Raw genomic sequence first — 20,424 nt, 5'->3', positions numbered from 1 at the left:
GCGCCTGCTGGCGGATGTCGCGGCTCAGACCGAGGTCGAGGGTCAACCGTGCCTGCTCAGCCAACCCTTGCTGTGCCGGGGCCTGGCCGTAAGGCAGAGTTGGCTCATCGACATCGCCGAGCATGTCGCGGAAGAAGCTTTCATGCTGCAGATCGCTCATCCCGGTCAAGGTCTGCGCCACGTAATTGCGGTATGGCACCGGCTCGGCCAGACGTTGTGGCTGGCCGCTGAGGAAGGCCTGCATTTCCTGTTGCAGCACTTCCAGCGCGACGTGGTCCATCACCAGATGATGGAACAGCAACAACGCGACAACCCGCTGATTGACCGCATCCCACGCGTGGACCAAGCGCATCAGCGGCGCCTGGTTAACGGCCATGCGGTAATGGCTGGCATCGAAGCAAGCGCGCAACTGCACCAGTGCATCGCCGCTCACGTCCTCCAGCGCAATACCTTCGCAGACCAGCGACGCCTGGCGCCAAACCACTTGCACCGGGTCTGCGAGGCCTTCCCAGAACAGCGAGGTGCGCAGAATGTCGTGGCGTTGGGTGACCTTCTGCAGAGCTTCAGTGAAGGTGTTCAGGCGCTGCTCATCGGCAAACGCAAACTGTGCCTGCAATACGTAGGGGTCGCCCTGAGCGGCCGACAGGTGATGGAACAGAATGCCCGTCTGCAACGGCGCCAAGGGGTAGATGTCCTGCACATTGGCCGTGCCGCCGGGGATGCTGGCGACGATGCGGTCAAGGGTCGCTTGATCGAGCGCTACCAGTGGCAGCAGTTCCGGCGTTATACGCGTGCAGTCAGACGAAATGCGGTTGGCCGGTACTTCGGCCTCCGGCTCACCACCCACGGCCGCCGCCAGCGCGGCCAGTGTCGGCTGGTTGAACAGCACGCGGATGTCGGCGCTCAGACCGGCACGACGCATTTTCGCCACCAGATTCACCGCCATCAGCGAGTGCCCGCCCAGTTCGAAGAAGTGGTCGTGGCGCCCGACCCGCTCGACATTGAGCAATTCGGCCCACAGTTGCGCGAGAGCGACTTCCACCTCGCCTATCGGCGCTTCATATTCACGTGTGGTCAGTGCTGTCAGATCCGGCGCCGGCAGTGCCTTGCGGTCGAGTTTGCCGTTCGGACTCAGTGGCAGCGAATCAAGATGCACCAACACTGCAGGCACCATGTAGTCCGGCAAGTGCTCCAGCAAATGGCTGCGCAGCGCTTCGATGTCCAACCGCTCTCCGGTGTAATACGCGACCAGACGCTTGTCGCCGGGCACGTCTTCGCGGGCCAGCACCACGGCTTCCTGTACGCCCTGGACCTGGGTCAGGCGCGCCTGGATTTCACCCAGTTCGATGCGCAAGCCGCGGATTTTCACCTGGTCGTCGTTGCGGCCCAGGTATTCGATATTGCCGTCGGCCAGATAGCGGGCAACGTCGCCGGTGCGGTACATACGGCCATTGGCCTGGAACGGGTCATCGAGGAAGCGTTCCGCGCTCAGCTCAGGCCGATTGAGGTAACCACGGGCCACCTGCACGCCGCCGATGTACAACTCACCGACCACGCCGTGCGGCACCGGTTGTTGTTGGCCGTCGAGGATGTACATACGGGTGTTGGCGATCGGTTTGCCAATCGGCGTGTTGTCCGGGGTTTGCTCCAGCGGCCCGGCGCAATTCCACGCGGTGACATCTACGGCGGCTTCAGTCGGGCCGTAGAGGTTGTGCAACGCGCTGCCCGGCAATTGCCGTTTGAACCGCCGCACCAGACTGCCGGGCAACGCTTCGCCGCTGCACATCACCTGACGCAGCTCCGAGCAACGCTCGGTGTCGCCATGGGCAAGGAACACGTCGAGCATCGATGGCACGAAGTGCAGCGTGGTAATCCGTTCTTGCTCGATGATGTCGCTGAGATACAGCGGGTCCTTGTGCCCACCGGGCTGCGCCATGACCAAACGTGCGCCGGTTATCAGCGGCCAGAAAAATTCCCACACCGACACGTCGAAACTGAACGGGGTTTTCTGCAAAACCGTGTCAGCCGCCGTCAGTTGATAAGCGTCCTGCATCCACAACAAGCGGTTGACCACTGCGCTGTGTTCGTTGACCACGCCTTTTGGCTGGCCGGTCGAACCGGAGGTGTAGATCACGTACGCCATGTGTTGCGGAGTCAACTCGGCGGTGGACAGAGGGTCGCTCGGCAGCGAATGCCAGTGCGGTTGATCGAGATCGATCAGCGGCACGGTGACCTCGCCGAGCAGCCCGCGAGTGGAACCTTGCACCAGTACTGCCAGCGGCGCGCTGTCCTCCAGCATGTAGGCCAGACGCTCCAGCGGATACGCCGGGTCCAGCGGCACGTAACCACCGCCAGCCTTGAGGATCGCCAGCAGGCTGATGACCATGTCCAGACCACGCTCGACGCAGATCGCCACCCGTGAATCCGGCCGCACCCCCAAGCCACGCAAGTGCTGCGCCAGTTGATTGGCCCTGGCGTTGAGTTCGGCAAAACTCAGACGTTGCGCGTCACTCTGCAACGCAATCGCCAGCGGCGTGCGCGCGACTTGCGCCTCGAACAGGCCATGAATCGTCTGGTCAAGATCGTAATCGATGTCGGTGGCATTGAACCCGGCCAGCAAACGTTGCTGTTCGTCCTGCGCCAACAGCGGTGCGTGCTCCAGAATCGTTTGCTCATTGGCGACCATCGCCTGCAACAGACGCTGGAAATAACCGACAAAACGCAGCACCGTTGCTTCGTCGAACAACGCGGTGGCGTACTCTAGCGAGCCCCGGATCACACCGTTGGACTCACCCAGGCTCAGCGACAAATCGAACTTGGCAAAGTGACTGGGCTCGGCCACGCCTTCCAGGGTCAAATCACCGAGGGCCAGTGCCGGGCCTGCCAGACCGTCCCAACTCAGCAACGTCTGGAACACCGGACTGTGCGCCAGGCTGCGCATGGGCCGGATGATTTCCACCACCTGCTCGAACGGCAGATCCTGATGCGCCTGCGCCGCCAGCGTCAGCGCCTTGACTCGGGCCAGCAGCGCTTCGACGCTGAGTTCGCCCGAGGTGTCGATGCGCATGGCCAGGGTGTTGACGAACATGCCGATCAAGCCTTCGATCTCGGCACGGTTGCGGTTGGCCACGGGCGAACCGATGACCACCTCAGCCTGACCGGACAAACGACTGAGCAGCATGGCCCAGGCGCTCATCAGCGTCATGTACAACGTCACGCCATGCCGTTGCCCCAGCGCCTTGAGGCCGGCGCTCAAGCGCTCGTCGAGCACAACGTCGACGCTACTGCCGGCATAGTCCTGCTGCGCCGGGCGCGAACGATCGGTGGGCAACAGCAACAACGCCGGCGCCCCCGCGAGGTTCTGCTGCCAGAACTCGCTCTGGCGCTGCAACACCTCACCGCTGAGCCACCGCCGCTGCCACACGGCGTAATCGGTGTATTGCAGCGGCAGCGGCGGCAGCGGATCCGGTTGACCCTGGCTGAATGCTCGATACAGCGCCATCAGTTCGCGGGTCAAAACGCCCATCGACCAACCATCGGAAATGATGTGGTGCATCGTCAGCAACAGCACGTGATGATCGTCGGCCAGCCGTACCAGCCGCCCGCGAATCAGCGCATCGTCCTGCAAATCGAACGGCCCCGAAGCTTCGCCCTGAATCAGCGCCTGCAAGGTTTCGTCGGGTTGCGGGTGCTGGCGCAGGTCTTCCACGCGCAGCAACAAGCCGCTGTCGACCGGAGCGATCAACACCTGTGCCTGATCATTGAACTGGGCGAAACGGCTGCGCAGGGTTTCATGGCGGGCAACGATCCGCGCCAATGCACGTTGCAGCGCATCGTCATCGAGACGGCCACGCAAACGCAGGGCCACGGGAATGTTGTAGGCGGTGTTGGCGCCTTCCATTTGCGCCAGAAACCACAGACGTTGCTGGGCGAACGACAGCGGCAAGGCGCCGTCACGCGGCACCGGCACAATCTCCGGTTGCGTGCAGCGCCCCGCCTCGCTCAGTACCGCAGCGACCGCCACCAGTTCGGCGTTGGCGAACAGATCAGCCAGCGCCAACTCGACACCGAGCCGTTGGCGCACTTGCGAGACCATGCGCATCGCCAACAACGAATGGCCGCCGAGTTCGAAAAAGTGATCCTGACGTCCGACCCGCTCGACCTGCAGCACATCGGCCCAGATCTGCGCCAGCGCGGTTTCCACCTCGCCTTCGGGCGCCGCGTATTCGCGAGTGAACAGCGCCGACAGCTCCGGCGCCGGCAAGGCTTTGCGGTCGACCTTGCCATTGGCGGTCAATGGCAACGCCTCGAGTTTGACGAATGCCACCGGCACCATGTATTCCGGCAAGCGGCTCAGCAGTTGCGCGCGCAACTCGCCGACCGGCAGTGCTTCAACCTGCGCCTGCTCGGTGAAATACGCCACCAGGCGCGGCTGGCCGGGTTGGTCTTCGCGGGCCAGCAGCACGGCTTCCTGAATCCCCGGTAACTGATTGAGGCAGGTTTCGATTTCCCCCAGTTCGATGCGCACACCACGAATTTTCACCTGATCGTCGTTGCGCCCCAAGTATTCCAGGGTACCGTCTTCGCGCCAGCGTGCGAGGTCACCGGTGCGGTACATCCGCGCGTTGGCCACGTCACTGAACGGATCACGCAAAAAGCGCTCGGCGGTCATTTCCGGGCGATTGAGGTAACCACGGGCGACGCCGGCACCGCCGACGTACAGCTCGCCGGCCACGCCGATCGGCACCGGGCGTTGCTGCTCATCGAGCAGGTACACCGTGGCGTTGCTCACCGGTTTACCGATGTGCAGCGCGTCACTGCTGTCGACCCGCCCCGATGTCGCGACCACCGTGGCCTCGGTCGGACCATAGTTGTTGATCACGTCGAAATGCTGGTTGCGATTGAACTGGCGCAAGCGGTCACCGCCGATCAGCAGCGTGCGCAGGGTCGGGTGTTCGAGGTTCTGGCTGAACGCGTATTCAGCCACCGGCGTCGGCAGAAAGCTGACGTCCAGCGGTTGCGCCTGCCACCACGCCAAGAGCGCGTCGATGTCTTCATTGCCATTGTGGGTCGGTGCCAAGTGCAAGGTCGCGCCTGCGCACAGCGCCGGCCAGACTTCCCAAGCCATCGCGTCAAAACCGAAACCGGCGAGGCTTGAAGTGTGGCGACCGGCGCACAGGTCGAATGCCGAGCAGTGCCAATCGACCAGATTGTTCAAGGTGTGATGCTCGACCATCACGCCTTTGGGCAGGCCGGTGGAGCCGGAGGTGTAGATCACATACGCGAGATGTGAGGCGGTCAGTCCTGACACGTGCGGGTTGAGCGTGCAGGTCAGTGGCCAGGTGCAGCGGTCGAGGTCGATCACCGGCACCTCCAGCGCCGGCAAGCGCTCACGCAGATCGGTTTGGGTGAGGACGACCACCGGCGCGCTGTCGCCGAGCAGATAGTTCAAACGCTCGGCCGGGTGGGCCGGATCGACCGGTACGTAACCGGCGCCGGCCTTGAGAATCGCGACCAGCCCGATCAGCGTATCGAGACCCCGGCGGGCGACGATGGCCACGCGGTCGTCGGGTTTTACCCCGCGCTCGATCAGATGATGCGCCAGGGCATTGGCGTGGCGGTTCAACTCGGCGTAGGTCAATTGTGCGTCGGCAAACACTGCTGCCAGCGCTTCCGGCCGCTCGACAACCCGGGCTTCAAAGCGTTGCTGAAGGGTCTGCGCCGGCGGGAAACTCATTTGCGTAGCGTTGAAGCCGACCAGCACTTGCTCAAGTTCCGCTGCCGGCAGAACCGGCAGTTGACTGACCGGTGTTTGCGGCGCCTGCTCCAGCGCCAGCAGCAGGTTTTCCAGTGCGCAGTGCATGTAGGCGCAGATACGCTGCGGGTCAATTTGCGTGCTCGCCAGCAACGTCAGACTGAACGCGTCGCCGAGGTCATCGACGCTCAGGGTCAGCGGATAGTTGGTGCGCTCCTCGGAGTGCAGGGTGGCAATGCCCTCCCACGCTGCGAGTGTTTCAGCGCTGGCCGTGCTGACGTTGTGGCTGTGGCGGTAGTTGAGCAGCGTGCTGAACAGCGGTGTCGGCGCGACCACGTTGCTGCAGCGCTGGGCCAACGCCAGCGGCGCGTATTCATGGCGCATCAGCGAGGTCAGCCGCGCATGGGTAGCGTTGACGGCGGCGCGCACATCGGCGCTGTCGACATTCACCCGCAACGGCAAGGTGTTGATGAAGATCCCCAGTGCGCGGTCAATGGCTTCGGCGCCCTGCATGCGCCCCATCAGCACCGTGCCGAACACCACCTGCTGCTTGCCGGTCAACGCTGCCAGCACCTGCGCCCAACCGAGGTGAAACAGGCTCGCGGCACTCACCCCGAGCTGGCGTGCCTGAGCACGCAAGCTCTGGCCCAGCAGCGGCTCGATCGGCTGGCTCAATTCAACAATCTCGCTGCCGTCACCCTGCACGTCTTGCAAGCCGTACGGCAACGTTGGCTCGTCGATGTCGCCGAGCATGTCGCGGAAAAACGCCTCGTGCTCGACTTCGCTGACACCCAGGCGCGCCTGCGCCACGTAATTGCGGAACGGCACCGGCCGCCCCAACAACTCACGTTGCCCGCTGAGACAGGCACGCATTTCATGCCGCACCACGTCGAGGGCCGAGTGGTCGAGGGCCATGTGATGGAACAGCAAGGTCGCGATCACTTGCTGCCCGGCTTCATCCCAGGCGTGGGCCAGACGCATGAGCGGCGCGCGGCTGACGTCGAGGCGAAAGTGTCGCGCGTCGAACCGCTCGTGCAGGTACGCCAGCACATCGCTGCCAGCGTCAGGCACCACGACTTCTTCCACGGGCAGCTCGGCACGGCGCCAGACCACTTGCACGGGTGCGTCCAGGCCTTGCCAGTGCACCGACGTGCGCAGAATGTCATGGCGATCGATCACGGTTTGCAACGCTTGCGCGAACGCCTGAAAATGCTCGCGGCTGGCGAAGGCAAATTGCGACTGCATGACATACGGATCGCCTTCACCAGCACTGACGTGGTGGTAAAGAATGCCTTCCTGCAAGGGTGCCAGCGGATAGATGTCCTGCACATTCGCCGCGCCGCCGGGCACTTGCGCCACGACGTGGTCGATGCTGGCCTGATCCAGCTCGACCAGGGTCAGCATCGACGGGGTGATCTGCGTGGCGTCGGCAGCGATGCCGTTGGCCGGGACTTCGACCTGACCGGCCTTGGTGGCCGAGTATTGCCCAGCCTTGATCAGTTCGATCAGCGCCGGTTTGTGTTCGCGCAACAACGCCAGCAATGCCGGATCGCTCAAGGCCTGCTTGTTGCCGTTCACCCGCAGCTGATCATCGGTGACCGCCAGTTGGATGTCTTTAGCCTTCAACGTGGCCAACAGTTCGAGCACATTCACAGGACGATCTCCATTCTTTCGGTAATTGCGGCGTAGCCGGCTAGGGTCGGATGTTCGAACAGCGACCTGACATCGGCTTCCATGCCTTCCTGACGCAACCGGCCGATCAGACTGACCGCCAGCAGCGAGTGACCACCCAACTCAAAGAAATGGTCGTGACGCCCTACCCGCTCGACATTGAGCAGCTCGGCCCAGAGCCGTGCGAGGGTGATTTCGACGTCGCCGACCGGTGCTTCGTATTCGCGTGTTTTCAGCGCTTGCTGATCAGGCGCCGGCAACGCCTTGCGGTCGAGTTTGCCGTTGGGGCTCAGCGGCAAAGCGTCGAGATGTACGAACACCGCAGGCACCATGTAGTCCGGCAAATTTCCCAGCAGTTGGGCGCGCAGCACGTCGATTTCCAGGCGTTCACCGGTGTAATACGCGACCAGCCGCTTGTCGCCGGGCACTTCTTCACGGGCGACCACCACGGCCTCCTGCACACCTTCGATCCGGGCAAGCCGCGCCTGAATTTCGCCCAGTTCAATGCGCAGACCGCGAATTTTCACCTGATCATCGTTGCGCCCCAGATATTCGATGTTGCCATCCGCCAGATAGCGGGCGACGTCACCGGTGCGATACATCCGCCCGTTGGCCTGGAATGGATCGTCGAGGAAGCGCTCGGCATTCAGCTCAGGTCGGTTCAGATAACCGCGCGCCACCTGCACACCGGCGATGTACAACTCGCCGATCACGCCTTGCGGCACCGGTTGCTGCTGCGCATCGAGGATGTACAGGCGGGTGTTGGCGATCGGTTTGCCGATCGGCGTGTTGTCCGGGGTCTGCTCGACAGGCCCGGCGCAGTTCCACGCGGTGACATCGACGGCGGCTTCAGTCGGGCCGTAGAGGTTATGCAACTCGCAGCCCGTTAACTGAAGTTTGAAACGTCGCACCAGACTGCCCGGCAACGCTTCACCGCTGCACATCACCCGACGCACGCTGTCGCAGCGTGTGGTGTCGCTGTTGGCGAGGAACACGTCGAGCATCGACGGCACAAAGTGCAGCGTGGTGATGTTTTCGGTTTCGATCACTTCAGTGAGGTATTGCGGATCCTTGTGTCCGTCTGGCCGCGCCATGACCAGTCGCGCGCCGGTCATCAGTGGCCAGAAGAATTCCCACACCGACACGTCGAAGCTGAACGGGGTTTTCTGCAACACCGAATCGGCAGCGCTCAGGCGATAGGCGTCCTGCATCCACAGCAAGCGGTTGACCACCCCGGCATGCTCGTTGACCACGCCTTTCGGTTGGCCGGTCGAGCCCGAGGTGTAGATCACGTAAGCGCTGTGCTGAGGCGTCAGCGCCGGGATTTGCGGATTGTCGGCGGACAAGGATTGCCAAGTGCTCTGGTCGAGATCGACCATCGCTTCCGAGATGTCCCCCAACAGCGCTCGGGTCGCCCCGTGCACCAGCACCACGGCCGGCGCGCTGTCCTCGAGCATGTAGGCCAGGCGCTCTGGCGGATAAGCCGGATCGAGTGGCACATAACCAGCGCCGGCCTTGTTGATCGCCAGCAGACCGATGACCATTTCCAGGCTGCGTTCGACGCAGATCGACACCCGCGAATCCACTTGCACGCCAAGGCTGATCAAGTGCCGGGCCAAGCGATTGGCGCGTTCGTTCAGCTGCGTGTAGCTCAATGCCTGTTCGCCAGCGACGACGGCGACAGCCTGTGGCGTACGCCGCACCTGCGCCTCGAACAAGCCATGCAGCGTCTGCTGCAAATCGTAATCGACGTTGGTGTCGTTGAGGCCGAACAACAACGCCTGCCGCTCCTCCTCCTCCGGCAACACCGTCAAGCGGTTCAACGGTTGCAGGGGTGTTTGTTGCAGCGCTGCAACCAGTGCAAGCAGCGCGTTTTGCATGAACTGGCCGACGCGTGCCGCGCCGATGCGCGCCGGGGTCATCACTGTCAGTTGGAAGCCGTTGCCCAGATCATCGACGTTGAGGGTCAACGGGTAATTGGTCCGTTCCTCGCCGGCCAGCGATTCGATGCCTTGCCAGGCCTCACGCTTGGTATTTTGCTGAGCGTCACTGTCGCTATGCCGGTAATTGAGCATCGCGCTGAACAGTGGCGACGGCGCCGCGATACCGCTGCAACGCTGGGCCAGCGCCAGCGAAGCATGTTCGTGGGCCATCAGTGCACTGAGCCGCGCATGGGTCGCCTTGACCCCGGCGCGCACGGTGGTTTCGTCGACATCGACACGCAATGGCAAAGTGTTGATGAACATGCCCAAGCCGCGATCCGCGCCCGCGCCGCCCTGCATGCGCCCGAGTAACACGGTGCCAAAGACCACGCGTTCCTGACCGGACGTTGCCGCCAGCACCCGCGCCCAGGCGAGATGGAACAGGCTGGCGACGCTGACACCGAGCAAGCGCGCCTGACTGCGCAGACCCTGCGCCACCACGGCAGGCAGCGGCTGGCAGGCTTCCTCGATGTCATTACCGTCGCCATGCACATCCTGTAAGCCAAACGGTAGCGTCGGTTCGTCGATGTCGCCGAGCATCTCGCGGAAGAACACCTCGTGCTCTTGTTCGCTGACGCCGAGGCGGGTCTGCGCGACATAATTGCGGTATGGCACTGCGGCCACCGGCAGGCGCTCATCGCCCTGCAAAATCGCCTGCATTTCTGCGCTGACCACCGCCAGCGCGGTGTGGTCCATGGCGATGTGGTGGAACAACAGCATGGCAACCACGCGCTGATTGTCCGGGTCGAGGGCATACACCAGACGCATCAGTGGTGCCTGATCCAGCTCCAGACGCCAGTGCCGCGCATCGAAGCGCGCCCGCAGCTGTTCGATGGTCTCTCCCTGCGCGGGCTCCAGCGCCACGGCCTGTACCGGCAGCTCCGCACGCCGCCAGACCACTTGCACCGGCGCCGCAAGCCCTTGCCAGACGATGGAGGTGCGCAGGATGTCGTGGCGCGTCATGACCTGACGCAGCGCCACCGCGAACGCGTGGAAACGCTCGAGACTGTCGAATGCCAGACACGATTGCAGCAGGTATGGATCGCCCTGCACGGCGCTGAGGTGGTGATAAAGAATGCCTTCCTGCAGCGGCGCCAGCGGATAAATGTCCTGCACATTGGCCGCGCCACCCGGCACCGTGGCGACGATGCGTTCGATGCTGGCCTGATCCAGTTGCACCAGCGGCAGCATGTCCGGGGTGATGTGCGTGCAATCGGCCGCAATCAGGTTGTCCGGGACTGCAACCTCGCGACCACTGCCCACCGCCGCCGCCAATGCGGCCAGGGTCGGTTGGCTGAACAGCACACGCACATCCGTGCTCAGATCGACCTGACGCATGCGTTCGATCAGCGTCACCGCCAGCAATGAATGCCCGCCCAGTTCGAAGAAGTTGTCGTGGCGCCCGACCTGTTCAACGTTCAAGACGTCCGACCAGATCTGCGCCAACGCAATTTCCACCGAACCTTGTGGCGCGGCGTATTCGCGGTTCAGCCACGCCGTTTGATCCGGCTCTGGCAAAGCCTTGCGGTCGAGTTTGCCGTTGGCGGTCAGCGGCAGTGCTGGCAGGCGCACGTAAGCGGCGGGCACCAGGGCTTGCGGCAATTGCGCTTGCAGATGACGGCGCAAATCCTCGATGTCGACGTTCAGGCGTTCGGTAAACCACGCCAGCAACTGGCCGTCGCGCACCAGCACCACGCAATCCTGCACAGCCTCGTGAGCACTCAACGCCGCTTCGATTTCGCCCAATTCGATGCGCACACCGCGCAGTTTGACCTGATCATCGTTGCGTCCCAGATACTCGATTGTGCCGTCAGCCAGCCAGCGCGCGAGGTCGCCGGTGCGGTACATGCGCGCCTGCGGTTCGTCGCTGAACGGGTCGTCGAGGAAGCGCTCGGCAGTCAGTTCGGGGCGATGCAGATAGCCGCGCGCCACACCGGCGCCGCCGACATACAACTCGCCCGCGACGCCGATTGGTACCGGGCGCTGCTGGTCGTCAAGCAAGTAAATCTTCGCGTTGGCCATCGGCCGGCCAATGTGCAGCACCTGCCCGGCCTCGACCGCGCCGGAGGTGGCAACCACCGTGGCTTCGGTCGGGCCATAGTTATTGATCACCGCGAAGGTCTGCTCGCGCGGGAACTGGCGCAGTTTGTCGCCACCGATCAACAGCGTGCGCAAAGTCGGGTGGCCGAGGTCGCGACTGAACGCATATTCGGCCACCGGCGTCGGCAGGAAACTCACCTGCAACGGCTGCGCCCGCCACCATTCCAGCAATTCATCGAGGTGTTCGTTGCTCACCGTTTGCGGCGGCAGATGCAAGGTCGCGCCGGCACACAACGCCGGCCAGACTTCCCACGCCATCGCATCGAAACCGAAGCCGGCGACACTCGACGTGTGGCTGCCAGCGCGCAGATCAAAGGCCTCGCAGTGCCAGTGCACAAGGTTTTCCAGTGTTGCGTGTTCGACCATCACGCCTTTCGGCTGGCCGGTTGAGCCGGATGTGTAAATCACGTAGGCCAGATGCGCCGGGGTCAGCGCCGGCAATTGCGGATTGCTCTCGGACAAGTGCTGCCAGGTGGGATGGTCCAGATCGATCAGCGGCACGGCGCCGAGCAAATCAGCCGTCGCAGCTTGCGCCAGCACCGCCATCGGCGCGCTGTCCTGCAGCAGATAAGCAATGCGTTCCGCCGGGTACGCCGGATCGACCGGCACATAACCGGCGCCGGCCTTAAGGATCGCCAGCAACGCGACGAGCATGTCCGGGCTGCGGCGCAGGCACACGGCGATGCGGTCATCGGGCTGCACGCCGAGCCCGAGCAAGTGATGGGCCAGGCGATTGGCGCGCAGATTGAGTTGCGCGTAAGTCAGTTGCTGCGCGCCTTGAACCACCGCCAGAGCGTCCGGCTGCTGCTCGGCCCGCGCCTCGACCAAGCGCTGAATCGTCGCGCCACGCGGATAAGCCGCTGAGTGCTGATTGAAACCGACCAGCAAGTGTTCGTATTCAGCCACCGAAAGCACCGGCAAACGATTGAGCGGACGTTGCGGTGCTTCTTCCAGTGCCGTCACCAGATGTTCGAGCGCGGTGTGCATGTAACTGCAGATCCGTTGCGCACCGATCTCGGCGACTGCCAGCACATCAAGGGCAAAGCCTTCGCCCAGATCATCCACCGACAAGGTCAGCGGATAATTGCTGCGCTCCTCGCCGCCCAGCATGCGCACGCCCTGCCAGATACCCTGGTTGTCGCGCGGCTGTTGTGCGGCGGCGCTGTGTCGATAGTTGAGCAGCGCGCTGAACAGCGGTGCAGAACCGGCCATGGCAGTGCAGCGCTGGGCCAGCGCCAGCGACGCATGTTCATGTCCGAGCAGCGCCGTCAGCCGCGCATGGGTAGTTTTCACCCCGGCACGCACGCCTTCAGCGAGATCAACGCGCAACGGCAAGGTATTGATAAACACCCCGAGGGTGCGGTCGGCACCCTCACCGCCCTGCATGCGCCCCATCAACACCGTGCCGAACACCACATCGCGGCGCCCGGAGACCACGCCCAAGACCTGCGCCCAGGCCATGTGCATCAGACTCGCCGGGCTGACACCCAACTGCCGCGCCTGTTCACGCAGGCGCAAATTGAGCGCGGCATCGACCGCTTGCAGTGCTTCTTCGATGCCGCGTCCGTCGCCCTGAACATCCTGCAGACCGAAGGGCAAGGTCGGCTCATCGATATCGCCGAGCATCTCGCGGAAGAATGCCTCATGTTCCTGCGCATCGGCGCCCAAGCGCGCCTGCGCCACGTAGTTGCGGTACGGCATCGGCGGCGTCAGCGTGTCGAGTTGTTTGAACATCAGCGCGTGCATTTCCCGACCGATCACGTCCATGGCGGTGTGGTCGAGAATCGAGTGATGGAACAGCACGATGGCGACGACTTGCTGTTGCGCCGGATCTTCGGCGTAGACCATGCGGATCAGCGGAGCCTGATTGAGGTCGAGTCGGAAATGCCTCGCATCGAAACGCGCGTGCAACTGCTCAAGAATGTCGCCGTCCTGCACATCAAGCGGCACTTGCTGTACGACCATCTGCGCCTCGCGCCAGACCACTTGCTGCGGGCTCGGCAATCCTTCCCAGACCACGCTGGTGCGCAGAATGTCGTGACGGGCGATGACCTGCTGCAAATGCGTGGCGAAGGTTTGTAAACGCTCGAGGCTGTCGAAGGCCAGACGTGATTGCAGCAGATACGGATCACCCTGCTCAGCACTGAGGTGGTGATAAAGAATGCCTTCCTGCAACGGTGCCAACGGATAGATATCCTGCACATTCGCGGCGCCGCCCGGTACCGTGGCGACGATACGATCGATACTGGCCTGATCCAGTGTGGACAGGGTCAGCATATCCGGGGTGATGTACGTGCAATCGGCTGGAATCAGATTGGCCGGCACGTCGACTTCCCGGCCACTGCCCAAGGCTCGCGCTAGCGCGGCCAGGCTCGGCTGGTTGAACAGCACGCGCACATCGGCGCTTAAACCGGCTTGACGCATGCGCTCGATCAGGCTCACCGCCAACAGCGAATGGCCACCGAGTTCGAAGAAATTGTCGTGACGGCCGATCTGTTCGATGTTGAGTACGTCGGCCCAAATCTGTGCCAACGCGATCTCGACCGGGCCTTGCGGCGCTTCATATTCACGGCTGAGCCAAGCGTGCTGATCCGGTTCGGGCAAGGCCTTGCGGTCGAGTTTGCCGTGGGCGGTCAGCGGCAGGCTATCCAGGCGCACATAGGCGGCCGGCACCAGGGTGTCCGGCAGTCGCGCTTGCAGATACTGGTGCAAATCAGCAATCTCGACAGACTCGATTGCGGTGAACCACGCGACCAAGCGTCCGTCACGCACCAGCACTACGCATTCGCGGATCTTGTCGTGGGCGCTCAACGCCGCTTCGATTTCGCCGAGCTCGATGCGCACGCCGCGCAGCTTCACCTGATCATCGTTGCGCCCCAGGTATTCGATATGGCCGTCGTCCAGCCAACGCGCGAGGTCGCCGGTGCGGTACATCCGCGCGTGCGGTTCGTCGCTGAAGGGATCGTCGAGGAACTGTGCTGCGGTCAGTTCCGGTCGATTCAGATAGCCGCGTGCAACCCCGGCGCCAGCGACATACAACTCGCCCTGCACGCCAGTCGGCACTGGCTGTTGCTGGCGATCCAGCAGATAAACCCGCGCATTGGCGATCGGCCGGCCAATGTGCAAAACCCGCCCGGGTTCGATACGCCCGGACGTCGCCACCACCGTGGCTTCGGTCGGGCCGTAGTTATTGATCACGGCGAACGTCTGATCCCGTGGGAACTGACGCAACTTGTCGCCACCGATCAGCAACGTGCGCAGGGTCGGATGGCCCAGCCCGCGACTGAAGGCATATTCGGCCACTGGGGTTGGCAGAAAGCTCACCTGCAACGGCTGCGCGCGCCACCACTCGAGCAGTTCATCAAGATGTTCGTTGTTGATCGATGACGGTGGCAGGTGCACGGTCGCGCCGACGCACAACGCCGGCCAGACTTCCCAGGCCATGGCATCGAAACCGCAACCGGCAACGCTGGCGGTGTGGCTGCCTGCGTGCAGATCAAAAGCGTCGGCGTGCCAGTGCACGAGGTTTTCCAGAGTGCGGTGCTCGACCATCACGCCTTTCGGCTGCCCGGTGGAACCCGAGGTGTAGATCACGTAGGCCAGATTCGCCGGGGTCAGCCTCGACAGTGCCGGGTTGTTGTCCGGCAAGTGCTGCCAGTCGCTGGCGTCCAGATCGATCACCGGCACCCTGCCAAGCAAGTCACGCGTCGAGGCCTGCGCCAACACCGCGATCGGGTCGCTGTCCTGCAACAGGTAGGCGATGCGTTCAGCCGGGTATTCAGGATCAATCGGCACATAACCCGCGCCGGCCTTGAGAATCGCCAGCAGCGCAACGAGCATGTCCGGCCCGCGACGCAGGCACAGCGCAACACGGTCGTCGACTTGCACGCCGAGACCGATCAAGTGATGGGCGAGGCGATTGGCGCGCTGATTCAGTTCGCGGTAGCTGAGCTGTTGCTCGCCCTGCACCACCGCCAGCGCCTCGGGATGCGCCGCCACTTGTGCTTCGAAGAGACGCGGTACGGTTTGCGCGGGCGGGTATTCACGAGCGCTGATATTGAAGCCGACCAGCACGCGTTGCCGCTCGCTTGGCGACACGATCGACAGTTGCTGCAACGGCGCCGTTGGCGTGTACTCAAGTGCCGTGACCAGGCTGTGCAACGCGGTTTGCAAGAAATCGCAGACCCGCGCACCGTCCACTTGCGGCACCGCTTGCACGTTCAGGCGGAACCCGTCGCCGAGGTCGTCGACACTGACCACCAACGGATAGTTACTGCGCTCGCGGGAGCTGAGAATCTGCACGCCGTCCCACGTGACAGCGGCCGACTCCGGCGCACTGTGGCGGTAGTTGAGCAAGGTGCTGAACAGCGCCTGCGACCCGGCGACGCCACTGCAACGCTGGGCCAACGCCAACGAAGCTTGCTCATGGCCGAGCAACTGCGCCAGACGTGCATGGGTGGCACGCACGCCGCTTTCTACCGAATCTGCCCCGACACTGACGCGCAGCGGCAAGGTGTTGATGAACATACCCAACGCCCGATCAGCACCCTCTCCGCCCTGCATGCGCCCGAGCAATACCGTGCCGAACACCACGTCCTGCTGGCCGGACACCTGCGCCAACACCTGCGCCCAGGCCTGATGCACCAGACTGGCCACACTGACACCCAGGCGCCGCGCCTGCTCGCGCAGACGTTCGCCGAGGCCGGCGTCCAACTCGGAATGACTGTCGAGAATGTCGCTGCCGTCGCCGTGCACGTCTTGTAAACCGAAGGCCACGGTGGGTTCGTCGATGTCAGCGAGCATCTCGCGGAAGAACGCTTCGTGGGCCTGATCATCGGCGCCGAGCCGCGCCTGCGCGACAAATTGGCGGTACTGCACCGGCGGCGGCAGATCACTGCTGACGCCGCGCATGACGTCGTTCATTTCCGCGACCAGTACGTCCAGTGCGGTGTGATCGAGGACGATATGGTGCAGCAGAAGAATGCCGACCCAGCGCTGGTTTGGCTGATCTTCGGTATAGACAAAGCGCATCAGCGGCGCGCGATTGAGGTCCAGGCGATAGTGGCGTGGATCGAAACGCGCCTGCATCTGTTCCAGTACATCGCCGTCGAGTTCATCGGCATCGACGCGTTCCAGCGCCAGTGGCGCCTCGCGCCAGACCACTTGCACCGCCTCCTCAAGCCCTTCCCAGACGATGCCAGTGCGCAGAATGTCATGGCGCGCGATCACGCCGTTCAAGGCGCGGACGAAGGTTTTGATCTGTGCCAGACCGTCGAAGGCGAATTGCGCCTGCAACACATACGGGTCACCAGCGCTGGTTGCCAAGTGGTGATAGAGAATCCCCGCCTGCAACGGCGCCAGCCCATAGATGTCCTGCACATTGGCGACGCCGCCCGGCACAATTGCAACGACACGGTCGATCGCGGCCTGATCGAGATCGGCCAGCGGCAGCATGGCCGGGGTAATGCGCGAGCAACCCGCCTCGATCAGATTGTCCGGCACGACGATGACGCGTTCGCTGCTCAAGGTCGCCGCCAGCGCTGCCACACTTGGCTGACCGAACAGCACGCGCACATCACAATGCAAATCCTGTTGACGCATGCGCTCGATCAGCTTCACCGCCAGTAACGAATGACCACCGAGTTCGAAGAAATTGTCGTGGCGACCGACTTGCTCGACACCGAGCAAGGTCTGCCAGAGTTCGGCAATCAGGTTTTCCACGGCACCGACCGGTGCTTCGAAGCCACGATGGGCGAAGGCCTCGCTGTCCGGCGCCGGCAAGGCTTTGCGGTCGAGCTTGCCATTGGTGGTCAGCGGCAAAGTGTCCAGACGCACGAAGGCGCTCGGCACCATGTAATCAGCCAGCACCGCCAGCAGATGCTCACGTAATTGCGCCACATCCGGCGCGGCGCCGGCGTCAGCCAGCCAGTAGGCAACCAGACGCTTATCACCGGGGCTGTCTTCGCGAGCAATCACCACGGCTTCACGCACGCCTTCGCAAGTAGACAGCCGCGCCTCGATCTCACCCAGTTCAATACGGAAGCCGCGAATTTTCACCTGATCGTCGTTGCGGCCGAGGTATTCGAGGCTGCCGTCCGCCGCCCAACGCGCAAGGTCGCCGGTTTTATACAAACGCGCCTCGGCGTTTGCGCCAAACGGATCATTGATAAAACGCTCGGCCGTCAGCGCTTCGCGATTCAGATAACCGCGCGCCACCCCGGCGCCGCCGACGTACAACTCGCCGATCACGCCAACCGGAACCGGTTCGCGCTGCGCATCGAGGACATACAGTTGCAGGTCGGGAATGCGCACGCCTATCGGGCTGACGCCGACCAACTGCGCGTCGGCGGCTTGCAGCGGTCGATAGGTCACGTGCACGGTGGTTTCGGTAATGCCGTACATGTTGACCAGCCGTGTACCGGCGTTGCCGACCCGTGCATACCACGGTTTGAGCAGGCCCGGCTCCAAGGCTTCACCGCCGAAAATCACTTCCCGCAACGAGTGCTGCAACGGACTGCGGCCCTGTGCGGCGACCAATTGGCGGAAGGCGCTCGGCGTCTGGTTGAGCACGGTGACACCTGTTTCGCAAAGCAATGCATAGCAGTCGTCCGGCGCGCGGCTGACGGCTTGCGGGACCAGCAACAATTGCCCGCCGAAGGCCAGCGCGCCCCAGATTTCCCACACAGAGAAATCGAACGCGAAGGAATGGAACAGCGCCCAGGTGTCCTGCTGATTGAACTGGAACCAGTCATGAGTAGCAGAAAACAGCCGCGTCACGTTGCGATGCTCGACCATCACGCCTTTGGGCAAACCGGTGGAACCGGAGGTGTAGATGACATAGGCAAGATGCGCCGGGGTCAGCTCGGGAATTTGCGGATTGCTGTCGAGTTCGGCCTTGAGGTGAGCGCTGCCGAGGTCAATTTGCGGCACGTCGAGATCAGCCACGCGATTACGCGTTGCCGCTTGCATCAGCAGCGCTGCCGGGGCGCTGTCCTGCAAGGTGAAACTGATTCTGTCGAGCGGATAGGCCGGATCGATCGGCACGTAGCCGGCGCCAGCCTTGAGCACGCCGAGCAGGCCAATGATCATCTGTGGGCCACGCTCGACGCAGATGGCCACGCGGTCATCGGGGCGGATGTTGAGGGCCAGCAGATGATGGGCGAGCTGATTGGCGCGGCGGTTGAGCTCGCCGTAGCTGAGCGTCTGCCCCTCGAAAATCAACGCCGTGGCGTCAGGTCGAGCCTGCGCGTGGGCTTCGAATTGCTGATGGATCATCGGGGTTTCAGGGAACTGCGCCAGCGGCAAATTGACGCCGCGCAGCAGCTGTTCACGTTCGCTGGCCGGGAGGATTTGCAGCGTTTGCAGCGGCACATCGGCGCTGGTTTGCAGCGCCGCGAGCAGACTCTCCAGCGCCGTGTTCAGGTACGCGGCCATGCGCTCGGCACCCAGCGCTGCATCCGCCAGCGCGGTGATGCGCAAGTCTGCGCCGAGGTCATCGATATTTATGGTCAACGGATAGTTGGTGCGCTCGCGGGCGCCGAGCACCTGCACACCGGGGGCAATGTCGACCACGTCCGCGACTTCTTCGACGCTGCTGTGCCGGTAGTTGAGGATCGCGCTGAACAGCGGCGTCGGCACCGCGACGGCGCTGCAGCGTTGTGCCAACGCCAGCGAAGCTTGCTCATGCGCCAGCAACGCAGTCAGGCGCTGATGGGTCGCCCGTACACCCGCGCGCACGTTTTGCGCGCCGACATCAACGCGCAGCGGCAAGGTATTGATGAACATGCCCAGCGCTTGCTCGCCACCCTCGCCCGCATCCATCCGCCCCAGCAGCACAGTGCCGAACACCACCGCCGTGCGCCCGGACAATTGCCCCAACACCCGCGCCAAGGCCAGATGCGTCAGGCTCGCGACACTCACGCCGAGCTGCCGCGCCTGCTCGCGCAACTGCCGGCTCAAGCGGCTGTCGAGCATCCGCGAGGCTTCCTCGATGGCGTGGCCGTCACCCTGCACATCTTGCAAACCACACGGCAGCGTCGGCTCGTCGATATCGGCGAGCATGTCGCGGAAAAACGCTTCCTGCGCCTGCTCATTACCGGCACTGCGCGCCTTGGCCAAGTGATCGCGATACGGCACCGCCGCAGGCACTTGCGCGGTCTGCCCGAGCAGACAGGCCTGGATTTCCCGACGCAGTACATCCAGTGCGACGTGATCCATGATCATGTGATGAAACAGCAACAGCGCAACGACTCGGCCCTGGGCGGGATCCTGCGCATAGACCATGCGCAGCAGCGGCGCTTGCTGCATGTCCAGACGAAAGTGCTGCGGGTCGTGACGTTCGAGCAGTTGCGTGAGCACGTCGGCAGCGCTGTCGACGCTGACTTGCTCACACACCAGCGGCGCCTCGCGCCAGACCACTTGTACGGCTTCATCGAGGTATTCCCAGACGAACGACGTGCGCAGAATGTCGTGGCGCTTGATTACCCAGCGCAGCGCGTCGGCAAACGCGTCCAGCCGTTGCTGGCTGTCGAACACGAAGCGCGCCTGCGAAATGTAAGGGTCGCCAGCAGTAGCAGAGAGGTGGTGATAGAGCATGCCCTCCTGCAATGCGGACAGCGGATAAATGTCCTGCACATTGGCCGCGCCGCCCGGCACGGTGGCGACGATGCGGTCAAGCGTGTCCTGATTCAGCTTCACCAGCGGCAGCATGTCCGGGGTGATGCGAAAGGCCGGGCTCAGCCAGTCGCCGCCGTGTTCTGCAACCAGTTCCAGCAGTTGCGCCTTGTGCGCCGAGAGGCTGTCCCACAACGCGTCATCCAGCGCGTCGTCGCTGCCCAGAATGATCAGGTCTTCATCTTCCTGTTGAAGGCGGATCGCATGGGTGGAAATAACAGCCATCAGTTCGCTGAAATGCAT

General features: G+C 63.3%; 2 protein-coding genes (1 of these 2 only partly in view). Both read right to left on the bottom strand.

The window, feature by feature from the left end; all coding sequences use genetic code 11:
* Positions 1 to 7,408: the beginning of a non-ribosomal peptide synthase/polyketide synthase gene (locus L8H52_RS12665; RefSeq protein ID WP_242207321.1), read on the bottom strand. 10,421 nt of this gene lie to the left of the window's left edge; 7,408 of the gene's 17,829 nt are visible here — the first part of the coding sequence; the start codon lies at positions 7,406 to 7,408; its stop codon lies off the left edge, out of view.
* Positions 7,405 to 20,424 carry a non-ribosomal peptide synthetase gene (locus L8H52_RS12660; protein ID WP_242207320.1) on the bottom strand — a complete coding sequence of 4,340 codons (13,020 nt, stop codon included), beginning with the start codon at positions 20,422 to 20,424 and terminating at the stop codon, positions 7,405 to 7,407. The genes L8H52_RS12665 and L8H52_RS12660 overlap by 4 nt, the downstream gene beginning before the upstream one ends.

The sequence above is a fragment of the Pseudomonas sp. CROZ-RG-20F-R04-15 genome (assembly GCF_022662375.1).
Taxonomy (GTDB): Bacteria; Pseudomonadota; Gammaproteobacteria; order Pseudomonadales; family Pseudomonadaceae; genus Aquipseudomonas.
Note: the sequence above shows the minus strand (reverse complement) of the source record. Positions and strands in the feature narration are given on the sequence as shown.

Coding starts and splice junctions, on each gene's coding strand:
- L8H52_RS12660 (WP_242207320.1), bottom strand. CDS start 20,424: ATGCATTTCAGCGAACTGATGGCTGTTATTTCCACCCATGCGATCCGC.